Source organism: Sphingobium sp. (assembly GCF_048594625.1).
Lineage (GTDB): Bacteria > Pseudomonadota > Alphaproteobacteria > Sphingomonadales > Sphingomonadaceae > Sphingobium.
The window spans coordinates 1-17,917 of record NZ_JBMDWL010000075.1 but is presented as its reverse complement, the minus strand read 5'-3'; the positions used below and the strand labels follow the sequence as shown (position 1 = coordinate 17,917).

The following is a 17,917-nucleotide window of genomic DNA, read 5'->3' as shown; positions in this document are numbered from 1 at the left end:
TTAATTGGGGCCCGCCGGGTGGTGGGCGGCGCGGCGGGCGGCCCCGGTTGCCCGTTTGGGCTGTACGGTGGATGGAGCGCGCCTATCAGGGTCGGTAGCATAGCGCGCTCCATCCGTTCACATGTCAGAGTATCTGCAATCCGCCGTCGACGGCGATCACCTGTCCGGTCATCCATTCCAGCCGGGGGCGGGCGATGGCTGCCACCCATTCGCCCACATCGGCGGGTACGCCGCGACGCCCCAGCGGGATGGTGTTGCGTTCATGTTCCTTGATCGCTTCGATCATTTCGGCGGGCAGGCCCATCTGGTTGGACATGAAGCCGGTTTCCACCGGTCCGGACGCGATGGCGTTGACGCGAATTTTCTTCGGCGCGAACTCCAGCGCCCAGCAACGGGTGAGATGTTCGATCGCAGCCTTGCTGGCGGCATAGTGGGACAGCGGCGCGCCCGCCTTGCTACCATAGGTGCTCGACATGTTGACGATCAGGCCTGCCGTCGATTCCAGGTGGGGCAGGGCAGCCGCCACCAGCATGCTGGGATAGATGATGTTGACGTTGAAGATGGCGGCGATGCGCTGGGCCGTCATCTGTTCCATCGGGCCGACTGCACCGTCGCCGACATTGTTGACGATGATGTCCAGCCGCCCGGCGCGGTCGATGATCTGGGCGATGACCTGCGCCGCGCTGTCGGGGACGCTGGCGTCCGCAACGATGCCGTGCAGTCCCGCAATTCCTGTGGTCGCTTCGTCCAGCGCCTGCGCGCGGCGGCCGGTCACGAATACCTGCGCGCCATCACGGGCAAAGGCCTGTGCTGCGGCCAGTCCGATACCGGCACCGCCGCCGGTCACCAGGACCACCTTGCCGTCAAAGTCGCTCATATTGCCTCCTGTGCATGAATGGCAGGGCGGCGCGCGCCCCGTTGGGCAGCCTTGTGTCAAGCGACCGGCGAAAGGCCAAGCGGGCTTGGCGCCCTGCGCCGTGGACGTCCATCTTTTGTGCCGGAAGGGCAAAGACAGCAAAGGGGCGGGGTGCGATCCCGAATACGGGACGGACTGATCATGGCGTGGGGCTATGCTGGGACTGCCCCGTCATATCGTTTCAATCGGGACCAGATCGTGATTCTTTGCCATTCCCCCCGGTCCTGTTCCACGGCGGCACTGATCGCACTGGCGGAAAGCGGGCTTCCTTATGAAGTCCGGATCGTCGATGTGCCGTCGGGGCAGGCCGGGGAGGCGGCGCATCTTGCCGTCAATCCCTGGGGCAAGGTGCCTGCGCTGATTTTGGATGATGGTCAGGTGATCGTGGAGACGGTCGCCATATTGGCCCATATTGCGACGCTTGCGCCGGATCGGCAGTTGCTGCCGATGCCCGGCAGCGTGGCATGGGCGCAGGCCATCGCTTTCATGGCGACGCTGACGGGCACCGTTCATATCGCCTTTCGTCCGTTGCTGCGCCCCGACCGGCTGGCGCAGACGCAGGCTGGCCGGGACGATGTGACCGCTATGGGGCAGAGCGCCCTGAACGCGGTCCTGGGACAAATGGAACAGGCGGTGCAGGGGACGACGAGCATATTGCCCGGCGGCTTTTCGCTATGCGATGCCTATGCGTTCGTCTTTGCCCAGTGGAAACGACGGCCGCAGGTCGCACCATATGCGATGGAAACGCCCCGGCTGGACGCGGTGGCGCGGGCCGTTGCGGCGCGACCTCTGGCAGGCACCGTCCTGCACGATCTGCCACCATTATGACGGGCAGCGGGACCGCCCTTCGCTGGACGCGGCGTCTGTGGATGCGCTGTGCGGCGCTCAGCTGCGCTGGCGCTGTGCCTTTCTGGATATGGGCCAATCTGGGGGATGCGGGTCATCATGCCGCGCAATTCCGGATAGGGGCGCAGATCCAGTTCGTCCATGCGATGGCCAGCTTCGCCTGCGCCACATTCATGAATCTGGGCGCGCTCGATGCCCGGCGTGCGCCTGCCTTCTTTCTGTCCGGGGCGCTGCTGCTCAGCGGATCGCTGTATCTGACGCCGTTCGTGCCGCTGGACCTGTTGTTCCTGCCGGGGATCGCCGGGGTCTGCGCGCTGATCGCGGGCTGGTGCATCCTCATCATCGCTTCGGGGCAGGTGGACCGTCTGTCGGCCGCCCCCGCAACGCCATGGCAGTCCGCAGGCGCGGCCCCTGTCCTGTGCGATCAATCAGGGCCGTGCATCGATCATGGAAAGGAAGTTGGATGACCTTCGACGCAACGCCGTTGCTAGGCCGCTTTGCGCTGGGCGGGCATGATCTGCCCAACCGAATGGTGCTGGCGCCGATGAGCCGACACCGGGCCGGCCTGAACGGCGTGCCCACGGACCTGAATGTGGAATTTTACCGACAGCGCGCATCGGCCGGGCTGATGATCAGCGAAGGCACGTCGCCTTCCCCCATGGGCAGGGCCTATCTGTTCACGCCCAGCCTCTACACGGCCGAGCATGCGGCGGGTTGGCGCCGGGTCGCGGACGCGGTGCATGGCGAAGGCGGCCGGCTGTTTGTGCAGCTGATGCACGCAGGCCGGATTTCCGATCCGCTGTTGCTGGATGGGGAAACCCCGCTGGCGCCTTCGGCCGTCGCACCGCCGATGACCGAACCCTATAATTCCCCCTGGCCCAAGCCCAAGCGCGCCTATGTTACGCCCCGCGCCATGACGCATCAGGACGTGCTGCGCACCATCGATGAATTCAAGGCGAGCGCACTCCTTGCCCGCGAATGCGGCCTTGATGGCGTGGAAATCCATGCCGCGTCGGGCTATCTGCCGATGCAGTTCCTGTCGACCAACGTCAATCTGCGCACCGATGAATGGGGCGGCGATGTGGAACGGCGCGCCGCATTCCTGCTCGCGATCGTCGATGCGATTTCCGACGCGGTCGGACCGGGTTTCGTGGGGGTCAAGCTGTCGCCGGGCTGGGGCTTCAATCAGGTAGAAGATAGCGATCCCGTCGCCACCTACAGCTATCTGGCCGGGGCTTTGTCGAAACGGTCGATCGCCTATCTGCATGTCGGCAATTACGGCATCGAATGGGACGTGTTCGGCACGATGCGGTCGCATTTCGACGGTCCGTTGATCCTGAATGTCGGTTTCAGCCGGGCGCGCGCGGCAGAAGCGATCAGCAGCGGGGCGGCGGACATGATCGCCTTTGGCCAGCATTTCATCGCCAACCCCGATCTGGTCGATCGCTATCGCAACGGACAGGATGTCAGCCGCCCGCATGTCGCGACCTATTATACGCAGGGCAGCGACGGCTATACCGACTATCCCGCTTTTGCAGACAGCGATCCGGTGCAGCGGCAGGATGCGGACCTGCCCGTCACCCCGATCATGCCGGAATGAAAGAAAAGGCCGGGCGCTCCATGGAACGCCCGGCCTTTTGCCGGATATGCCTTCGGGACCGTATCAGGCGCTGGCCGACCAGCCGCCATCCACGATGATTTCCGTCCCGGTCACATATTTGGATTCATCGGACAGCAGGTAAACCGCCGCATAGGCAATGTCCTCCGGATCGCCCAGCGCGCCCATCGGAATTTTCGCCGTCTGCGCCTTCAATATGTCCGGCGGGACGTTGGCGGTGATCGGCGTGTTCATCGGGCCGGGAATGATCGTGTTCACCCGGATGCCCTTGCCCACATATTCCATCGCCGCGATCCGGGTCATCATGCGAACCGCGCTCTTCGTCGCGCCGTAGGCGATGGATGCGGGAGCGGCCAGCATGGCGATCAGCGAACTGACGTTGACGATCGCGCTTCCCCGACCATGTTTCACCAGTTCGGGCAGGGCAGCCTGCATGCCGAACAGGACGCCGGTCTGGTTGACGGATATGACCCTGTTCCATCCTTCCACGCTTTCATCCTCTATGCCCGCATAATGGATGATGCCCGCAGTATTGGACAGCGACGTCAGCTTCCCGAACCGTTCGACGGTGCGAGCGACCACCTGCTTCCAATTATCCGCATTGCTGACGTCAAGGCGGCAGAATTCCGCCTGGCCGCCTGCTTCCCTGATGGCGTCCGCGCTGGCGGCCCCGGCTTCCGATATGTCGGCCAGCATGACCGACGCGCCTTCCTGCGCCAATATTTTCGCCTGCGCCGCGCCCAGTCCGCTTGCCGCGCCGGTCACGATCGCGACCTTCCCCTTCAGTCTGCCTGTCATGTCACTCTCCGCATATATGTGGTTTCGATCCTGAATTCGCCGCCTCGCCTCAGCCGCCCGGTGGCGAAAGCGACTGGTCCTTCAGCAGGTTGAAGGCGCGCTGATTGACGAAGCGCCGCTTGATCCGCCAGGCGCCGTCGCGCCGCTCGAAATCGTCATAATAGCTGGCGACGACATGGGCGCCTTCGCCATTGGCAAGGTTGCCGATGCAATAAACGTCGCAAACGCCCTTGACGTTGTCCGGTCCATCCGCCGTGAAGCGGTGATTTGCGCAATAATGGGTGGTGTTCTGCCACATCGGCCAGACGATGTTTTCGACGGCGCCGGTAATGGCGTCGATGCCGTCGAACGCCTGAACAAATTCGATGTCCCATGTGGCGTCGGGCCACCATATGTCCTGAAAGCGCGACAATTCCTTCTTGTCGACGCCCAGACAATAATCGGAAACCAGATCGGTCAATGCGAAACGGGTAACCGGATCAATCATATTGGCTCTCCATCTGAAGCTGGGGTGCGGGTCATGTCGTGACGGACCAGCCGCCATCGATGATCAGTTCGGTCCCGGTCACATATTTGGCCTGGTCCGAAGCGAGGTACAGCGCGCCATAGGCAATGTCCTCCGGCTCCCCCAGGTCGCCCATCGGGATGCGCGACCGCTGCCATGCGTCCACCTCGGGCGGAACATTGACCTGGATCGGGGTCTTCATGGGGCCGGGAATGATCGCGTTGATCCGGATGCCCTGCTTGACCGCTTCCATCGCGGCGGCCTTGGTCATGATGCGGATCGCGCCTTTGGTCGCGCTATAGGCGATCATGCCGGAAAAGCCGATCAGGCCCAGTAGCGAACTGACGTTGACGATCGCGCCGCCGCCTTGCGCAGCCATATGCGGAATGACCGCCCGCATGCCCAGAAACACGCCGGTCTGGTTGACTGCGACTATGCGGTTCCATCCTTCGACGCTTTCGTCGACGGTTGCTGCCGGATGGATGATCCCCGCCGTATTGGAAAGGATGTGCAGCGCGCCGTGGCGTTCGACGACACTCGACACCAGCGTCGCCCAACTCGTTTCATCGGTGACGTCCAGCATCCCATATTCCGCGGTGCCGCCGCTCGCGACTATGCTGTCGGCCAGCGTTTCGCCAGCTTTGCGATCGCGATCGGCGATGATCGTTTTCGCCCCTTCGCGGGCGAACAGCATCGCCTGCGCCGCGCCCAATCCGCTTGCGCCGCCGGTGATGATTGCAACCTTGCCGTCAAGTCGCCCTGACATCGTGCATCCCTCCTCATGTCTGTGACCGGTGCGGTCTGCGCCGCTGCCATGGGGCGATTGCTAGGAAAGGATGGACGGCCCGAACAACCGCAAAATCGGTTTTCGGGCACCTATTGCCGCTGCTGCATATTTTTTGCCCCGTCGCTGCGAAGATGATCGGTCCGGACGGGCGCATTTATTGGATGCGCTTACTTCCGCCGATCACATCGAGTCGAATGAAACGCGAATATCTACTCAATGGGCAATGATCCCATTGAGATAAGGGCAAATAATGAATGCCTGCCATGCTGCGGGCATATTATTGGGGAGAGGATCATGAAATCGCATGAAATTGCCATCGGCTTTCTGTTGGCATCTGTGTCGGGTCTGGGATTTGCTGCGGCGGCCGCTGCGCAGGATGCCGTTCCGCAAGCTGCGGAACAGGATAATGGCGATGACAGGGGCGCGGCCTCCATCGGTGAAATCATCGTAACCGCGACCAAGCGGTCGGAATCCATCAACAAGGTCGGCCTGTCGATCGCGGCCGTGGGCGGTGAGGAACTGCGCAGTCAGGGCATCAGCAATGTCGCCGACCTGACAAAGGTCGTGCCGGGCCTTACATTCGCGCGGTCGGCTTTCAATACGCCGGTCTTCACGTTGCGCGGCGTCGGCTATTTCGATTCCGCCCTGTCGGGTGCGCCCGCCGTCAGCGTCTATATGGATCAGGTGCCCTACAGCTTTACCGCGCTGACGACGCTGGCAGTTGGCCTGGATGTCGAACGGGTCGAAGTGCTGAAAGGGCCGCAGGGCATCCTCTTCGGTCAAAATTCAACCGGTGGCGCGATCAACTATATCGCCAATAAGCCGACCGATACGCTCGAAAGCGGGATCGACCTGTCCTACGGCCGGTTCAACGAAGTGGAGGCAACCGCGTTCATCAGCGGCCCGATCACTTCCAATCTCAAGGGCCGCGTCGCCCTGCGTACCAGCTACATGGATGGCTGGCAGAAAAATTATTATTCGCGCCCCGGCGATACGATGGGGCGCCGCCGCGAATATGTTGGCCGCATGATTCTCGACTGGACCCCGACGGACCGGTTGCACATGCAGCTCAACGTCAATGGCTGGGCCGATCGCGGCCAGCCGCAGGCGGGGCAGTTCATCTATTTCCGTCCCAATCTGACATCGGGTCCGGACGGACTGGGCTTCACGCCGCCTGAACTGGTTTCGACCCCCTATGCCCCCAACAACGCCCGCGCCGCGGACTGGACCACGGTGCTTCAGGACGGCAGCAATCAGGATATTACGCCACGCAAGCACGACACCATGTATCAGGGATCGCTGCGCGCCGACTATGACCTGACGGACGATCTGACGGTCACCTCCATTTCCGCCTACGCCCATCTGAAGCGGAATGGCATTGCAGGCGACGATGGCGTCGCCATCAACAATTACGACATCGTCGCCAATATAGGCAAGATCAGGGATTTTTCGCAGGAAATCCGGCTGGCCAATGGCGGTGACAATCCGCTGCGCTTCACGCTGGGCGGCAATTATCAGAACAGCAAGGTCGTCGAACGCAATCTTCTGGCTTATGGCGCCAGCACGGCTTCTTTCGGCGTCCATTTTTCCCGCGCCGGGGATTTCAGCGATCAGCGGATCGAAAACTGGGCGCTGTTCGGCAATATCGACTATGATGTCATGGACATCGTCACGCTGAAGGCGGGCGCGCGCTATACCAAATCGGACCGCCGGTTCATCGGCTGCACCTACGACAATGATTTCGATCCGGTGTGGGGCAATGATGCCCAGCGCGTCCTGTTCAATGGCATTATCGGCGCGTTGCGCAGTTCCGTGGGCCTTCCGGCCGCGCCGCCGTTGCAGCCGGGCGCCTGCACGCTGATCCACGCGCCGGAACTCGACGCCAGCGGCAATCCCATCATTACGCCCGATACCTATCTGCCGGGCCTGCTCGACACGCATCTGCGCGAAGACAATCTGTCGTGGAAAGTCGGCGCGGACATCAAGCCTTCAGCCGACGGGCTGGTCTATGTCAACGTGATGAAAGGCTATAAATCGGGCGGTTACCCCTCGATTTCAGCATCGACCACCAATCAGGTGCGGCCGGTGAAGCAGGAATCCGTGCTGGCCTATGAAATCGGGTTCAAGCAGAAACTGTTCAATCGCGCCGTGCTGCTGACCGGCGCCGCCTTCTACTATGACTATCGCAACAAGCAGTTGAAGAGCGGTTTCAATGAACCGGTGTTCGGCACCGTCTTTGCACTGACCAACATCCCCAAATCGCGGATACAGGGGGCTGAAATCACGGCGGCGGTCCAACCGTTGCAGGGATTGAACCTCAACGCATCGGCGACCTATCTGGATGGAAAGATCAAACGGTTTTCGGGCATCAACCTGTTCGGCGATGCCGGTGATTTTTCGGGCGACCTTCTGCCTTATACGCCCAAATGGAATATATCGACGGCGGCCGATTACACGATCCCGCTGACCGGGACGGTCAACCTGAATCTGGGCGCCAGCATGGCCTATAACAGCCGGGCGCAGGCGGTGATCGGTCACGATCCGGTCACGATGGAAGTCGGTCGGCTGAAAGCGTTCACCACGGTCGATGCCCGTATCGGCGTCGCCGCGGCCGACGGCAGCTGGTCCGTGCAGGGATGGGTGAAGAACCTGACCAACGAATATTACTGGAACAACGTGGCGCTGCTGTACGACACCACCGTACGTTACGCAGCCATGCCGCGCACTTACGGCGTGCGGACCAGCTTCCGCTTCTGACCGGTATCGGGCGGCGTCGACCATCCGGGCGACGCCGCCCGTATTCTTTTCCGCCTAGCCGCCACCGCTCAGCTTTTGTGCCGCACGCGCAAAGACGGATGGTCGGGCTGGTTGCACTATCCCTGACAACAAGGGAACGGAATATGCTGAATCTCAAAGGCAAAACCATTGTCGTAACCGGAAGCGCATCGGGCATTGGTGCCGCTACGGTAGAATGTCTGCAGGCGCACGGGGCCCATGTCGTTGGCATGGACATCAGGGAAGAGGGACGGTCCGACAGCTTCGTTCAGGTCGATCTGGGTTCGCGCAAGTCGATCGACGAAGCCGCCGCCCGCCTGCCAGAAAAGCTGGATGGGTTGGCCAACGTGGCGGGTTTGGCCCCGACGGTTCCGGCCGCCGACGTCATCCGCGTCAACCTGGTCGGGACGCTGCATCTTACCCATGGCGTGGTGCCCCGGCTGACGGACGGATCGGGCATCGTGATGCTGTCGTCCATCGCCGCCTATCACTGGCGGCAGTCAGTCGATCAGATCCGCGAAGCGCTCGATCTGAGTTTCGCGAAAGTCGACGCCTTCGTCGCGAAACATGACATCGATGCACAGCCGGGCCGCTCCTATTTCGTGACCAAGGAAGCGTTGCTTGCATGGTGCATCACGCATCGCCGTACATGGATCGACCGGCGCATCCGCGCCAACAGCATCGCGCCCGCCGCCGTCTCGACCCCGCTGCTGGACGCATTTTCCAGCATCATGGGCGACCGGGCGCAGGATGACGCGCGCGTGGTCGAACGGTCGGGCGCTCCGGCCGACATCGCGCCGGTCGTCGCCTTCCTTCTGAGCGACGACGCGGCCTGGATCAGGGGCGCAAATATTCCCGTCGATGGCGGCGTTGCCGCCCATTATCTGGCACAGGAGAACGGACTTTGAGCGACGTTACCAATATCGTGACGCGTCCCGGCAGCAAGCTGGAACTTCAGATCGTCACCACGCGGGCAAGCAGCCTTCATACCAACCACGCCCTGATCAAGGGCGAAAAGGCGATGATTCTGGTCGATGCACCCTTTTCCCGCGCCGATACCCATCGCCTGATCGGCGACATATTGGAAACCGGCAAGGATCTGGAAACGATCATCATCACCCATGACCATCCCGACCATTTCTTCGGGCTGGACCTGTTGCTGGACACATTTCCCAATGCGGTCGCGATCGCGCACCCGTCGGTGGTGAACGACATTCTGATCGATGCGCCGCGCGGCCTTGAACGCTGGCAGGAAAAAATCGGCAAGCTCGCCCCGCGTTACACGGCCATCCCCAAACCGTGGGACAAGGACCATGTGATGCTGGAAGGGGAGCGGATCGAACTGATCGGCCCGGTTCCCGGTGACGCCAACCGGATCGTCATGGTCTGGGTGCCGCAGCTCAAGGCACTGATGGCCAGCGACGTCCTGTTCAACGAAGTCCATCTGTGGGTCGGCGAACACTTCGAGGAACATCGCAGCGCCTGGCTGAAGGCGCTGGACCAGATCAAGCGGCTGGACCCCGAAGTCATCGTGGCGGGTCACAAGCGGCCGCATCTGCCCGACGACATCACGTCATGGAATTACACCCGCGACTATCTGATCCGGTTCGAAAAGCATCTGGCGGAAGCGAAGGATTCCACCGAACTCGCCAGCCGGATCGAACAGGACTATCCCGAAACGGTCGATGTGCTGGGTGGTTTCCTCCTCGGCAATTCCACCAAGGTCGCCATGCGGGAAATCCCGCCGGTCAACGAACCATGAGCGGCGGAGGCATCGGCATGACGGACAGTCCCGCCGCGCGTGGCGAACGCTATGAAATCACCGGCATTCAAAAGGCGGTCGGGGATGTTTTTGCGGCGAACTGGCGCGAAACCCCGGTGGTCCATGTCGGCATCGCCATCAACATGGCCCCGGCCGAAACATTTCGTCGCAGCCATGGCGCGCAGCATGGCCAGTCCATTTCCATCATGAACATCATCCAGCGGGCAACCGCGCTGGCGGCACGCGATCATCCCATGATCGCCGCCATGTTCGAACCGGAATCCCGCACCAGCCTGATCGTGCCGCATGTCGACGACATTGCGGTGCAGGGGCCGGTCATGGTCGATGGGTCCGCATTTCCCCTGATCATCGAAGGGGCGAGCGCCAAATCGCTGGTGACGATCGCAAAGGAAATGCAGGACGCCGTCGCCACCGTGCGCGCGGGCAAATTCACGCAGGAAGATTCCCTCGCGACCTTCGCCCGGATGGCGCGAACGCCCAATATCGGTATCTCCAATATTGGCATGATCGCGCCGGTGAACCTGTTCACCGCCATGAGCATCCTGCCGGCCGTCGCCCACTTTTTCGTGGCGGCGGCGATCGAGACGCCGATCGTCAACGATGACGGCGTCGTGGTCAGCGCGCCGATGGCGAATTTCTGCCTCGCGTTCGATCATCGCGCGCTCTCCGCCGGACCGGTGGCTGCCTATCTGGGGCAGTTCAAGCAGCTCATGGAACATCCTGAACGACTGATCTGACGGTCGCAACCGACTGGAAAACATCGTGGAAAAGACAAAGAGAGTCATCATCAGCGGCGCTGGCCCGGTCGGCATGATCACGGCGCTGGGCCTGTGCCGACAGGGCATACCGGTCACCGTCTATGAAGCAGGCGCGACCGTGTGTCAGGATTTGCGCGCCACATTCTACCACCCGCCGTCGGTCGATATGCTCGAAGACATCGGCTATCTCGACAAATTGCTGGAAGGGGGTACGCGTGACCGGATCTTCCGCTTCACCGATGTCGGGCTGGGCCGGTCGGTGGACATCGAAATGGATGTGCTGTCGCGCGCCTATCGCAATCCTTATGCGGTGTCCGCCGCGCAAAACTGGTTCACGCAGGTCGGTTACGAATTGCTGCAACAGGAAGATTGCGAATTTCATTTCAATCATCGGGTGACCGGCGTCAAACAGGATGCCGATGGCGTGGACGTCACCGTCGAAGCCAATGGCGATCCGGTGACGGTGCGGGCGGACTGGCTGATCGGTTGCGACGGGGGCAGCAGCGCGACGCGGATCAGTCAGGACATCGGGTTTAACGGCTATACCTATCCCGACAGGTTCCTGCTGATCAACACGCGGCATGATTTCGAACCGACCAACGGTCGGCTCGATTATCGCGCCAACGGGGCGGACTGGCGGCTGGTGGTGCGCGTGCCCTATGGTCCGGGCAAGGATGACTGGCTGTACCGCGTCGTCAGTCGCGTCGATCCCGACCAGTCGGTTGAGGAGGTTACCGCGCCCGATGTGGTGCAGCGGCGGCTTCAGGCGATCAAACCGTCCGACACCCCCTATGACATAGCCAATGTCGCAGTCTACAACGTGCATCAGCGCGTTGCCGACACCTATCGCAAGGGGCGCGTCCTGCTGGCGGGGGACGCCGCGCATCTCAACAATCCGATCGGGGGGCAGGGGCTGAATTGCGGCGTCCACGATGCCTTCAACCTGATCGAGAAATTCACCGCCGTCTGGCGCGACGGCGCCGACGATGCGCTGCTCGACCGATATGACCGCCAACGCCGCCGCACCAACTGGGAATGGGTGCAGCGCGTGTCGGTCGAAAACAAGGAACGCAACGAAGAGCCGGATCTGGCCAAGCGCGCGACCGCCATGGATCAACTCGAAAAGGTGGCGGCCAATGATGACATGCGCTTCGGCTTTCTGCGGCGCTGGAGCATGGGCGAAAGTCTGGATTTCGCGGCCAGCATCGATTGATGCCGACCGACCGGGATAGAAAAAGGATAATTTGATGGACAGGATGAAGGGCAAGATTGCGCTGATTTCGGGATCGGCGACGGGGCTGGGCGCGGCGCAGGCGATCCGGTTCGCGCAGGAAGGTGCGCAGGTGATGATCGCGGACATCGATGCCGATCTGGCAAAAGAAACGGTGTCCGAAATCGAAAATGCCGGTGGCTCGGTCGCCTTCGTCAGGCTGGACGCGACGGACGCCGCCAGCTGGCAGGCGGCCGTGGCCGCGACGGTGGATCGCTTCGGCGGGCTGACCACGCTGTGCAACAATGTCGGGGTCACTCCGCTGTCCTCGATCGAGGCGCAGTCGATCGACGGCTGGAACAAGGTGATCGCCATCAATCAGACCAGCGTGTTCCTGGGCATGCAGGCCGCGCGCGGCCCGCTGATCGCGGCAGGGAACAGCGCCGTGGTGAACATTGGATCGCTGACGGCGCTGCGCGGCATGCCCGGCACCTTGGGCTATACCGCGACGAAGGGGGCGATCAGCGCCATGACCCGCGTCGCGGCGATGGAATGGGTGGGCGATGGCGTGCGCGTCAACACCATCATTCCGGGGCCCATGCGCACGCGGACGCAGGCGGGCATCACCGAAGAGCAGGAGCGACTGCAACGCGCGCGCATTCCCATGGGTGACCTTGGCCTGCCGGTCGACATCGCCAATGGCGCGCTGTTCCTGGCCTCCGATGAGGCGCGCTACATCACCGGCACGGAACTGGTGATCGACGGAGGCTGGGCGGCGTCCGCCTGAACGGCTTCCCCAACCTGCCTGACATAAAGGTGCCCGTAAGGGACACGAACCGAGAGGAATGACGGAAATGGCTATCGATCCCACTGAAGCGGCGGTCGCCGCGCTTGCCGAAATCGATCATGACGGCCCGATCTACATGCTGAACCTGTTGCGCTTTCGTGAAGGCGGAATGGACGAATATGAGGATTATGTCCGTCATTGCCGCCTGCACGGCCCGCGCCATGGGGCGGAATTCATGTATCTGGGCAAGGGCGGCCATGTGCTGGTCGGGGAAGAAGGGCAGACATGGGATGCCGTCTGGCTGGTCCGCTATCCCAGCAAGGCGGGGTTCTTCGCCATCCTGCACGACCCGGATTTCAAGTCGGGCTTCCACCTGCGCAGCGACACGCTGATCGAAGCGGTGCTTCAGGTCACGACCCCCTGGGAAATCTGACCCCTGCAAACCATGGATAGCGGAGCGCTGGCGATGCAAGTTACACCTTTCAGGATCAATGTGCCCGACACGGTGCTGGACGATCTGGCGCAGCGGCTGGAACGGACCCGCCTTGCAGCGGACTTCGCCAATGACGACTGGCGATACGGGTTCAACGGCGACTATCTGCGTGAACTGGTCGATTACTGGCGCACCGATTATGACTGGCGCGCGCAGGAAGCGGCCATGAACGCCTGGCCGCATTTCAAGACGGAAATCGACGGCATCCCGATCCACTTCATCCATGTGAAGGGGAAGGGGCCAAACCCCACGCCGCTGATCCTCAGCCATGGCTGGCCATGGACCTTCTGGGATTATCGCGACATGATCGGGCCCTTGTCCGATCCTGCGGCCTATGGCGGCGATCCGGCGGATGCGTTCGATCTGGTGATCCCGTCGCTGCCGGGATATGTTTTTTCCACGCCACTGGAAAAAACCGGGATCAATTTCTGGAACACGGCCGACCTGTGGGTGAAGCTGATGGCGGGTCTTGGCTATGAGCGCTTCGCGTCGCATGGGGAGGATTGGGGCGCGTTCCTGACCGCGCAGCTGGGGCATAAATATCCCGACAAGCTGATCGGTGTGCATTTCACAACGATGTTCCCGCTCGACATGTTCGCTGGCGGTCAGGTCGAACCTTTGTGGGGAGAGGGCGAGGAAAGCTGGGAGCAGAAGAATGCCGACTTCTTCCTGCATGAATCGGGCTATTACCAGATCCAGACGACCAAACCGCAGACGCTGAGCTATGCGATGCAGGATTCCCCCGCCGGTCTGTGTGCATGGCTGGTGGAAAAGCGTCGCACCTGGGGCCATACGCGCGGCGACATCGAAAGCCGTTTTTCCAAGGACGACATGCTGACGACGGTAATGCTCTATTGGATCACCGACTGTTTCGGCACATCGGCGCGCTATTATTACGAGGCGGCGCACAATCTGTGGCAACCCTCGCATGAAGGATTGCCGGTGGTAAAGGCGCCAACGGCCATTGCGGCCTTCCTCAACGAACTGGTGCTGCAGCCCAAGAAATGGGCGGAGAAATATTATAATCTCCACCAATGGACGATTTACGACGACGGCGGTCATTTCGCCGCGTTCGAAGCGCCCGATACGGTGATAGGCGATATTCGCCGTTTCTTCCGTTCGCTCAGAGGCTGACGTCGATCGCTGATCCGCGCGCCCGGCCAGTCCGGGCAGCGCGGATCAGCCCAGCCGCCCGGCCCGCGCCGCCGTGACCAGCGCATCGACCACGAAACGGATTTTAGGCATCAGGGTCCGCGCGGCGGGCCATACCGCGTAGAGCGATCCGCGCGTCTGCGCGCTTTCCAGAACCGGCACCAGTTCGCCTGCCTCTATGCTGGGTCGCACCAGCGCTTCGGGCATGTGCAATATGCCGCAGCCCGCGATCGTCGCGGCCAGCATGGCATCTCCATCCCCCATTTCATGCGTGCTGGGCGGCAGGAAACGAACCACTTCGCCCTGTTCGTTCATCAGCGACCATGTATGTGGATTGCCGGACCGGTGGCTGACCACGCAGTCGTGTAGCCGCAGATCGTCCACCGATTCCGGGGCACCACGCCGCGCCAGATAATCCGGCGCCGCGCACAAAAACATCCGCTGTTCGATCAGCTTGCGGGAAATCAGCCCCGTCGCACCCTGCAACTCGCCAAAGCGGATGACCAGATCGACCCCTTCTTCCACCGGGTTGATCAGCCAGTCGCGAAAGGTCGTCGACAGGTGCAGTTCCGGGTTATCCTTGGCGATTTCCAACAGCAGGGGCAGAACGATCTTGCGGCCATACATGGCGGGCATGTCGATCCTCAACCGCCCGCGCGGCGCGACGCGCAGGGCGGACAGCGTCTTTTCTGCGTCCGCTATTTCCTCCAGCGCGACCGAGCATCGCCCGTAAAAGGCCTCTCCGTCGCTGGTCAGGCTCAACGATCGCGTACTGCGATGCAGCAGTTTGATGTCCAGCCGCTCTTCCAGCCGCTTAACGCTTTTCCCGACGGCGGACTTGGTCAGCCCCAGCCGATGGGCCGCCGCCGTGAAGCTGCGCGCGCGTGCGACTTCCACGAACACGGCTATGCCGCCCAGATCATCCCCTAAAGACATTGTAGAACCTGTTTCTATTCTTATCGGAACAATGCGCGATTGGCGCGACTGTCACGCCACAGTAACTTTCCCTCCAAGAAAAGCCAATTGTTCTTTTTGAGAAGAGCAAAAGACAGAGAGAGGGTTTCCATGTCTGAACCAGAATTGCTTGCTGCCTATTTCACCCTTGCCGGTGATGTCTACCCCTATGGGCCGGACCATATCAGCCCATTTTCTTTCAAGGATCGTGTAGAGGCTGCTGCCAAGGCAGGGTATGCTGGCATCGGCTTCTTTACGGATGACGTTTATGCTGTAGCCGACAAGATCGGTTTCAAAGAAATGCGTAATATTCTGAAAGATAACGGCATTCGTCATGTTGAGCTGGAATTCCTGATCGACTGGTTCCTCGACGGGGAGCGGCGCACCGCCAGCAACAATGTCCGCAAACTGATGCTGGACGCGGCCGAAGGGCTGGGCGCCCGCGCGATCAAGATCGGTCCGGGCGTCGGCGCGGACATCAACAACCCCACCGAAGCGGAGCTTACTCCCGATATTCCGCTGATGCAGGATCAGTTCGCGCTGCTGTGTCAGGACGCGGCAAAGGTCGGCACGTCGATCGCGATGGAACTGATGCCCTTTGGCAATGTCCGCACGGTCGACGTCGGGCTGGCAATCGTGGAGGGCGCGGACCAACCCAATGGCGGGCTGGACATCGATGTGTGGCATGTCACGCGCGGCGGCAATGACTATTCGGAAATCGCAAAGATTCCCGCGCGCTATATGGTGTGCGTCGAACTGAACGATGCGATGCACGAAGTGCAGGAAACCCTGTGGACCGACACCGCGCATCATCGCCAGCTTTGCGGCGAGGGCGAATGGGATCTGCCCTCCTTCGTGGAAAATGTCCGCAAGACCGGCTTCGAGGGACCATGGGGCGTGGAAATCATCTCCAAGGTTCATCGCAAGCGTCCGCTGGAAGAAGCGGCCCGCCTGTCTTTCCAGACGGCGCGCGCGCAGCTGGGCAACTGATTGTCTCGGCGGAATAGGGCGCGCTCCGGCGCGCCCACGGAGACCGGATATGCAGGATTTTACCTATAACGGCATCGCAACGCGGGTCGTGTTCGGCAATGGAGCCAGTGAAGGACTGAGCGCTGAAATCGATCGGCTGGGCTGTCGCCGCGCGCTGATCCTGTCAACGCCGCAGCAGGCCGAACAGGCGGCGCAACTGGCGGAGGCGATTGATGGCCGATCCGTGGCGCTGTTTTCCAACGCGACGATGCATACGCCCGTCGCGGTGACCGATGATGCGATGGCGGTGGTGAACGATAATGCGGTCGACCTGATCATTTCCATCGGCGGCGGCTCCACGATCGGGTTGGGCAAGGCGATCGCCCTGCGCACCGACCTGCCGCAGATCGTGTTGCCGACCACCTATGCCGGTTCGGAAATGACGTCGATCATCGGCCAGACCGAAAATGGGCGCAAGACGACGCAGGTGACCCCCCGGGTGCAGCCGGAGGTCGTCATCTACGACGTCGATCTGACCTTGAGCCTGCCTGCCGGGATGTCCGGCACGTCGGGCATCAACGCGCTCGCCCATGCGGTGGAGGCGCTTTACGCGCGGGATCGCAATCCGGTCATCGATCTGATGGCGCAGGAAGCGGTGCGCGCCATGGCGCAATCCCTGCCCCGTATCGCGCAGGATCCGGGGGATCGCGACGCCCGCGCTCAGGCGCTGTATGGCGCATGGCTGTGCGGCATATGCCTGGGTTCGACCGGCGTGGCTTTGCATCACAAGCTTTGCCATGTCGTGGGCGGCACGTTCGACCTGCCGCATGCGGAAACGCACAGCATCATCCTGCCGCATGCGCTGGCCTATAATGCGCCTTCCGTGCCTGCGGCAATGGCGCGCCTGTCAGCCGCGCTCGATCATGACGATGCGCCGCTGGCATTGTGGAACCTGGCGTCTGCGGTCGGCGCTCCGCGCGGCTTGCGCGATCTTGGACTGTCGCGGGAGGATGCTGCCCGCGTCCCCGAACTGGCTCTGGAAAATCCCTACTGGAACCCGCGTCCGCTGGAACGATCGGGGCTTGACGGCCTGATGGCGCGCGCCTGGGCCGGTGAAGCGCCGATACAGGAATGATAATGACAAGGCCGGAGAGGCAATATGCTGGAAGTAAATGAAAAAACGATCACCGATGCGGTGCTGCAATCACTGGATAACACGCCAGACGACCGGCTGAAGGCGATCATGACCGCCCTGATCACGCATCTTCACGGCTTCGTGCGGGACGTCGAGCCGACCGAAGAAGAGTGGATGCAGGCGATCGAATTTCTGACCGCCACCGGTCAGATGTGCTCCAACATCCGCCAGGAATATATTCTGCTGTCGGATACACTGGGCGTCACCACGCTGGTCGATGCGATCAATCATCGTTATCCGTCCGGCGCGACTTCCAACTCCGTCCTTGGCCCCTTCTTTTTCGAAGGGCGTCAGGCCATGGAAAATGGCGCGGACATCGGCGGCAAGGCGACTGGCCTGCCGCTCTATTTCCGGGGTCTGGTGCAGGATGT

General features: G+C 61.8%; 20 protein-coding genes. 14 read left to right on the top strand and 6 right to left on the bottom strand.

Annotated elements, in window-relative coordinates:
* Positions 1-124: 124 nt before the first annotated feature.
* Positions 125-877, bottom strand: coding sequence for an SDR family NAD(P)-dependent oxidoreductase (locus tag ACOJSJ_RS09190; protein ID WP_420144679.1), 753 nt, complete (start codon positions 875-877; stop codon positions 125-127).
* A 237-nt stretch (positions 878-1,114) separates the two neighbouring features.
* Here ACOJSJ_RS09190 and ACOJSJ_RS09185 point away from each other — a divergent pair, with 237 nt between their 5' ends.
* Genes ACOJSJ_RS09185 through ACOJSJ_RS09175 form a run of 3 tightly spaced genes read left to right on the top strand, consistent with a single transcriptional unit; the run spans position 1,115 to position 3,362 of the window.
* On the top strand, positions 1,115-1,744 hold the full coding sequence (locus tag ACOJSJ_RS09185) for a glutathione S-transferase family protein (protein ID WP_420144678.1): 630 nt from the start codon (positions 1,115-1,117) through the stop codon (positions 1,742-1,744).
* Positions 1,741-2,229: a DUF423 domain-containing protein gene (locus ACOJSJ_RS09180; RefSeq protein WP_420144677.1), complete on the top strand. Its 489-nt coding sequence runs from the start codon at positions 1,741-1,743 to the stop codon at positions 2,227-2,229. The genes ACOJSJ_RS09185 and ACOJSJ_RS09180 overlap by 4 nt, the downstream gene beginning before the upstream one ends.
* Positions 2,226-3,362 carry an alkene reductase gene (locus ACOJSJ_RS09175; protein WP_420144676.1) on the top strand — a complete coding sequence of 379 codons (1,137 nt, stop codon included), beginning with the start codon at positions 2,226-2,228 and terminating at the stop codon, positions 3,360-3,362. Before ACOJSJ_RS09180 ends, ACOJSJ_RS09175 begins: the two co-directional genes overlap by 4 nt.
* Positions 3,363-3,425: 63 nt before the next feature.
* Here the strand turns inward: ACOJSJ_RS09175 and ACOJSJ_RS09170 are convergent, their stop codons facing one another.
* The 3 genes from ACOJSJ_RS09170 to ACOJSJ_RS09160 are packed head-to-tail and all read right to left on the bottom strand — an operon-like array spanning position 3,426 to position 5,449.
* Positions 3,426-4,178 (bottom strand): SDR family NAD(P)-dependent oxidoreductase, encoded by a 753-nt coding sequence (locus ACOJSJ_RS09170; protein ID WP_420144675.1) that lies wholly within the window; start codon positions 4,176-4,178, stop codon positions 3,426-3,428.
* Positions 4,179-4,227: 49 nt separating this feature from the next.
* Entirely contained in the window at positions 4,228-4,665 is a 438-nt protein-coding gene (locus tag ACOJSJ_RS09165) for a nuclear transport factor 2 family protein (RefSeq protein ID WP_420144674.1), read from the bottom strand.
* Between the two features lie 31 nt (positions 4,666-4,696).
* Entirely contained in the window at positions 4,697-5,449 is a 753-nt protein-coding gene (locus tag ACOJSJ_RS09160) for an SDR family NAD(P)-dependent oxidoreductase (protein ID WP_420144673.1), read from the bottom strand.
* Between the two features lie 315 nt (positions 5,450-5,764).
* Between ACOJSJ_RS09160 and ACOJSJ_RS09155 the strand changes: the two genes are divergently transcribed.
* The 8 genes from ACOJSJ_RS09155 (at position 5,765) to ACOJSJ_RS09120 (ending at position 14,410) form a co-directional block, all read left to right on the top strand.
* Positions 5,765-8,227 carry a TonB-dependent receptor gene (locus ACOJSJ_RS09155; protein WP_420144672.1) on the top strand — a complete coding sequence of 821 codons (2,463 nt, stop codon included), beginning with the start codon at positions 5,765-5,767 and terminating at the stop codon, positions 8,225-8,227.
* Positions 8,228-8,325: 98 nt separating this feature from the next.
* Positions 8,326-9,153: a coniferyl-alcohol dehydrogenase gene (locus tag ACOJSJ_RS09150; protein ID WP_420144671.1), complete on the top strand. Its 828-nt coding sequence runs from the start codon at positions 8,326-8,328 to the stop codon at positions 9,151-9,153.
* A complete protein-coding gene (locus ACOJSJ_RS09145) occupies positions 9,150-10,007 on the top strand; it encodes an MBL fold metallo-hydrolase (protein ID WP_420144670.1) in 858 nt (285 codons plus the stop codon). The genes ACOJSJ_RS09150 and ACOJSJ_RS09145 overlap by 4 nt, the downstream gene beginning before the upstream one ends.
* A 17-nt stretch (positions 10,008-10,024) precedes the next feature.
* Positions 10,025-10,765 carry a 2-oxo acid dehydrogenase subunit E2 gene (locus tag ACOJSJ_RS09140; protein ID WP_420144669.1) on the top strand — a complete coding sequence of 247 codons (741 nt, stop codon included), beginning with the start codon at positions 10,025-10,027 and terminating at the stop codon, positions 10,763-10,765.
* Positions 10,766-10,790: 25 nt separating this feature from the next.
* Positions 10,791-11,999: an FAD-dependent oxidoreductase gene (locus ACOJSJ_RS09135; protein WP_420144668.1), complete on the top strand. Its 1,209-nt coding sequence runs from the start codon at positions 10,791-10,793 to the stop codon at positions 11,997-11,999.
* Between the two features lie 34 nt (positions 12,000-12,033).
* The gene (locus ACOJSJ_RS09130) at positions 12,034-12,783 is read left to right on the top strand and encodes an SDR family NAD(P)-dependent oxidoreductase (protein ID WP_420144667.1); all 750 of its coding nucleotides are present in this window, start codon (positions 12,034-12,036) and stop codon (positions 12,781-12,783) included.
* A gap of 67 nt (positions 12,784-12,850) precedes the next feature.
* The gene (locus ACOJSJ_RS09125; RefSeq protein WP_420144666.1) at positions 12,851-13,216 is read left to right on the top strand and encodes a hypothetical protein; all 366 of its coding nucleotides are present in this window, start codon (positions 12,851-12,853) and stop codon (positions 13,214-13,216) included.
* A gap of 33 nt (positions 13,217-13,249) precedes the next feature.
* A complete protein-coding gene (locus tag ACOJSJ_RS09120) occupies positions 13,250-14,410 on the top strand; it encodes an epoxide hydrolase family protein (RefSeq protein WP_420144665.1) in 1,161 nt (386 codons plus the stop codon).
* A gap of 45 nt (positions 14,411-14,455) precedes the next feature.
* Here ACOJSJ_RS09120 and ACOJSJ_RS09115 read toward each other — a convergent pair whose 3' ends face one another.
* Together ACOJSJ_RS09115 and ACOJSJ_RS09110 are read right to left on the bottom strand one after the other, a co-directional pair.
* Positions 14,456-15,364 (bottom strand): LysR family transcriptional regulator, encoded by a 909-nt coding sequence (locus tag ACOJSJ_RS09115; RefSeq protein WP_420144664.1) that lies wholly within the window; start codon positions 15,362-15,364, stop codon positions 14,456-14,458.
* Between the two features lie 51 nt (positions 15,365-15,415).
* Positions 15,416-15,718, bottom strand: coding sequence for a hypothetical protein (locus tag ACOJSJ_RS09110; protein ID WP_420144681.1), 303 nt, complete (start codon positions 15,716-15,718; stop codon positions 15,416-15,418).
* Here ACOJSJ_RS09110 and ACOJSJ_RS09105 point away from each other — a divergent pair.
* From ACOJSJ_RS09105 to ACOJSJ_RS09095, 3 genes are all read left to right on the top strand, one after another.
* Positions 15,626-16,372 (top strand): sugar phosphate isomerase/epimerase family protein, encoded by a 747-nt coding sequence (locus ACOJSJ_RS09105; protein WP_420144680.1) that lies wholly within the window; start codon positions 15,626-15,628, stop codon positions 16,370-16,372. The two genes, ACOJSJ_RS09110 and ACOJSJ_RS09105, sit on opposite strands and share 93 nt — an antisense overlap.
* A gap of 49 nt (positions 16,373-16,421) precedes the next feature.
* Entirely contained in the window at positions 16,422-17,486 is a 1,065-nt protein-coding gene (locus ACOJSJ_RS09100; protein WP_420144663.1) for a maleylacetate reductase, read from the top strand.
* Positions 17,487-17,510: 24 nt separating this feature from the next.
* Positions 17,511-17,917 (top strand): dioxygenase (locus tag ACOJSJ_RS09095; RefSeq protein ID WP_420144662.1); only part of this gene is annotated, 407 nt, incomplete at its 3' end.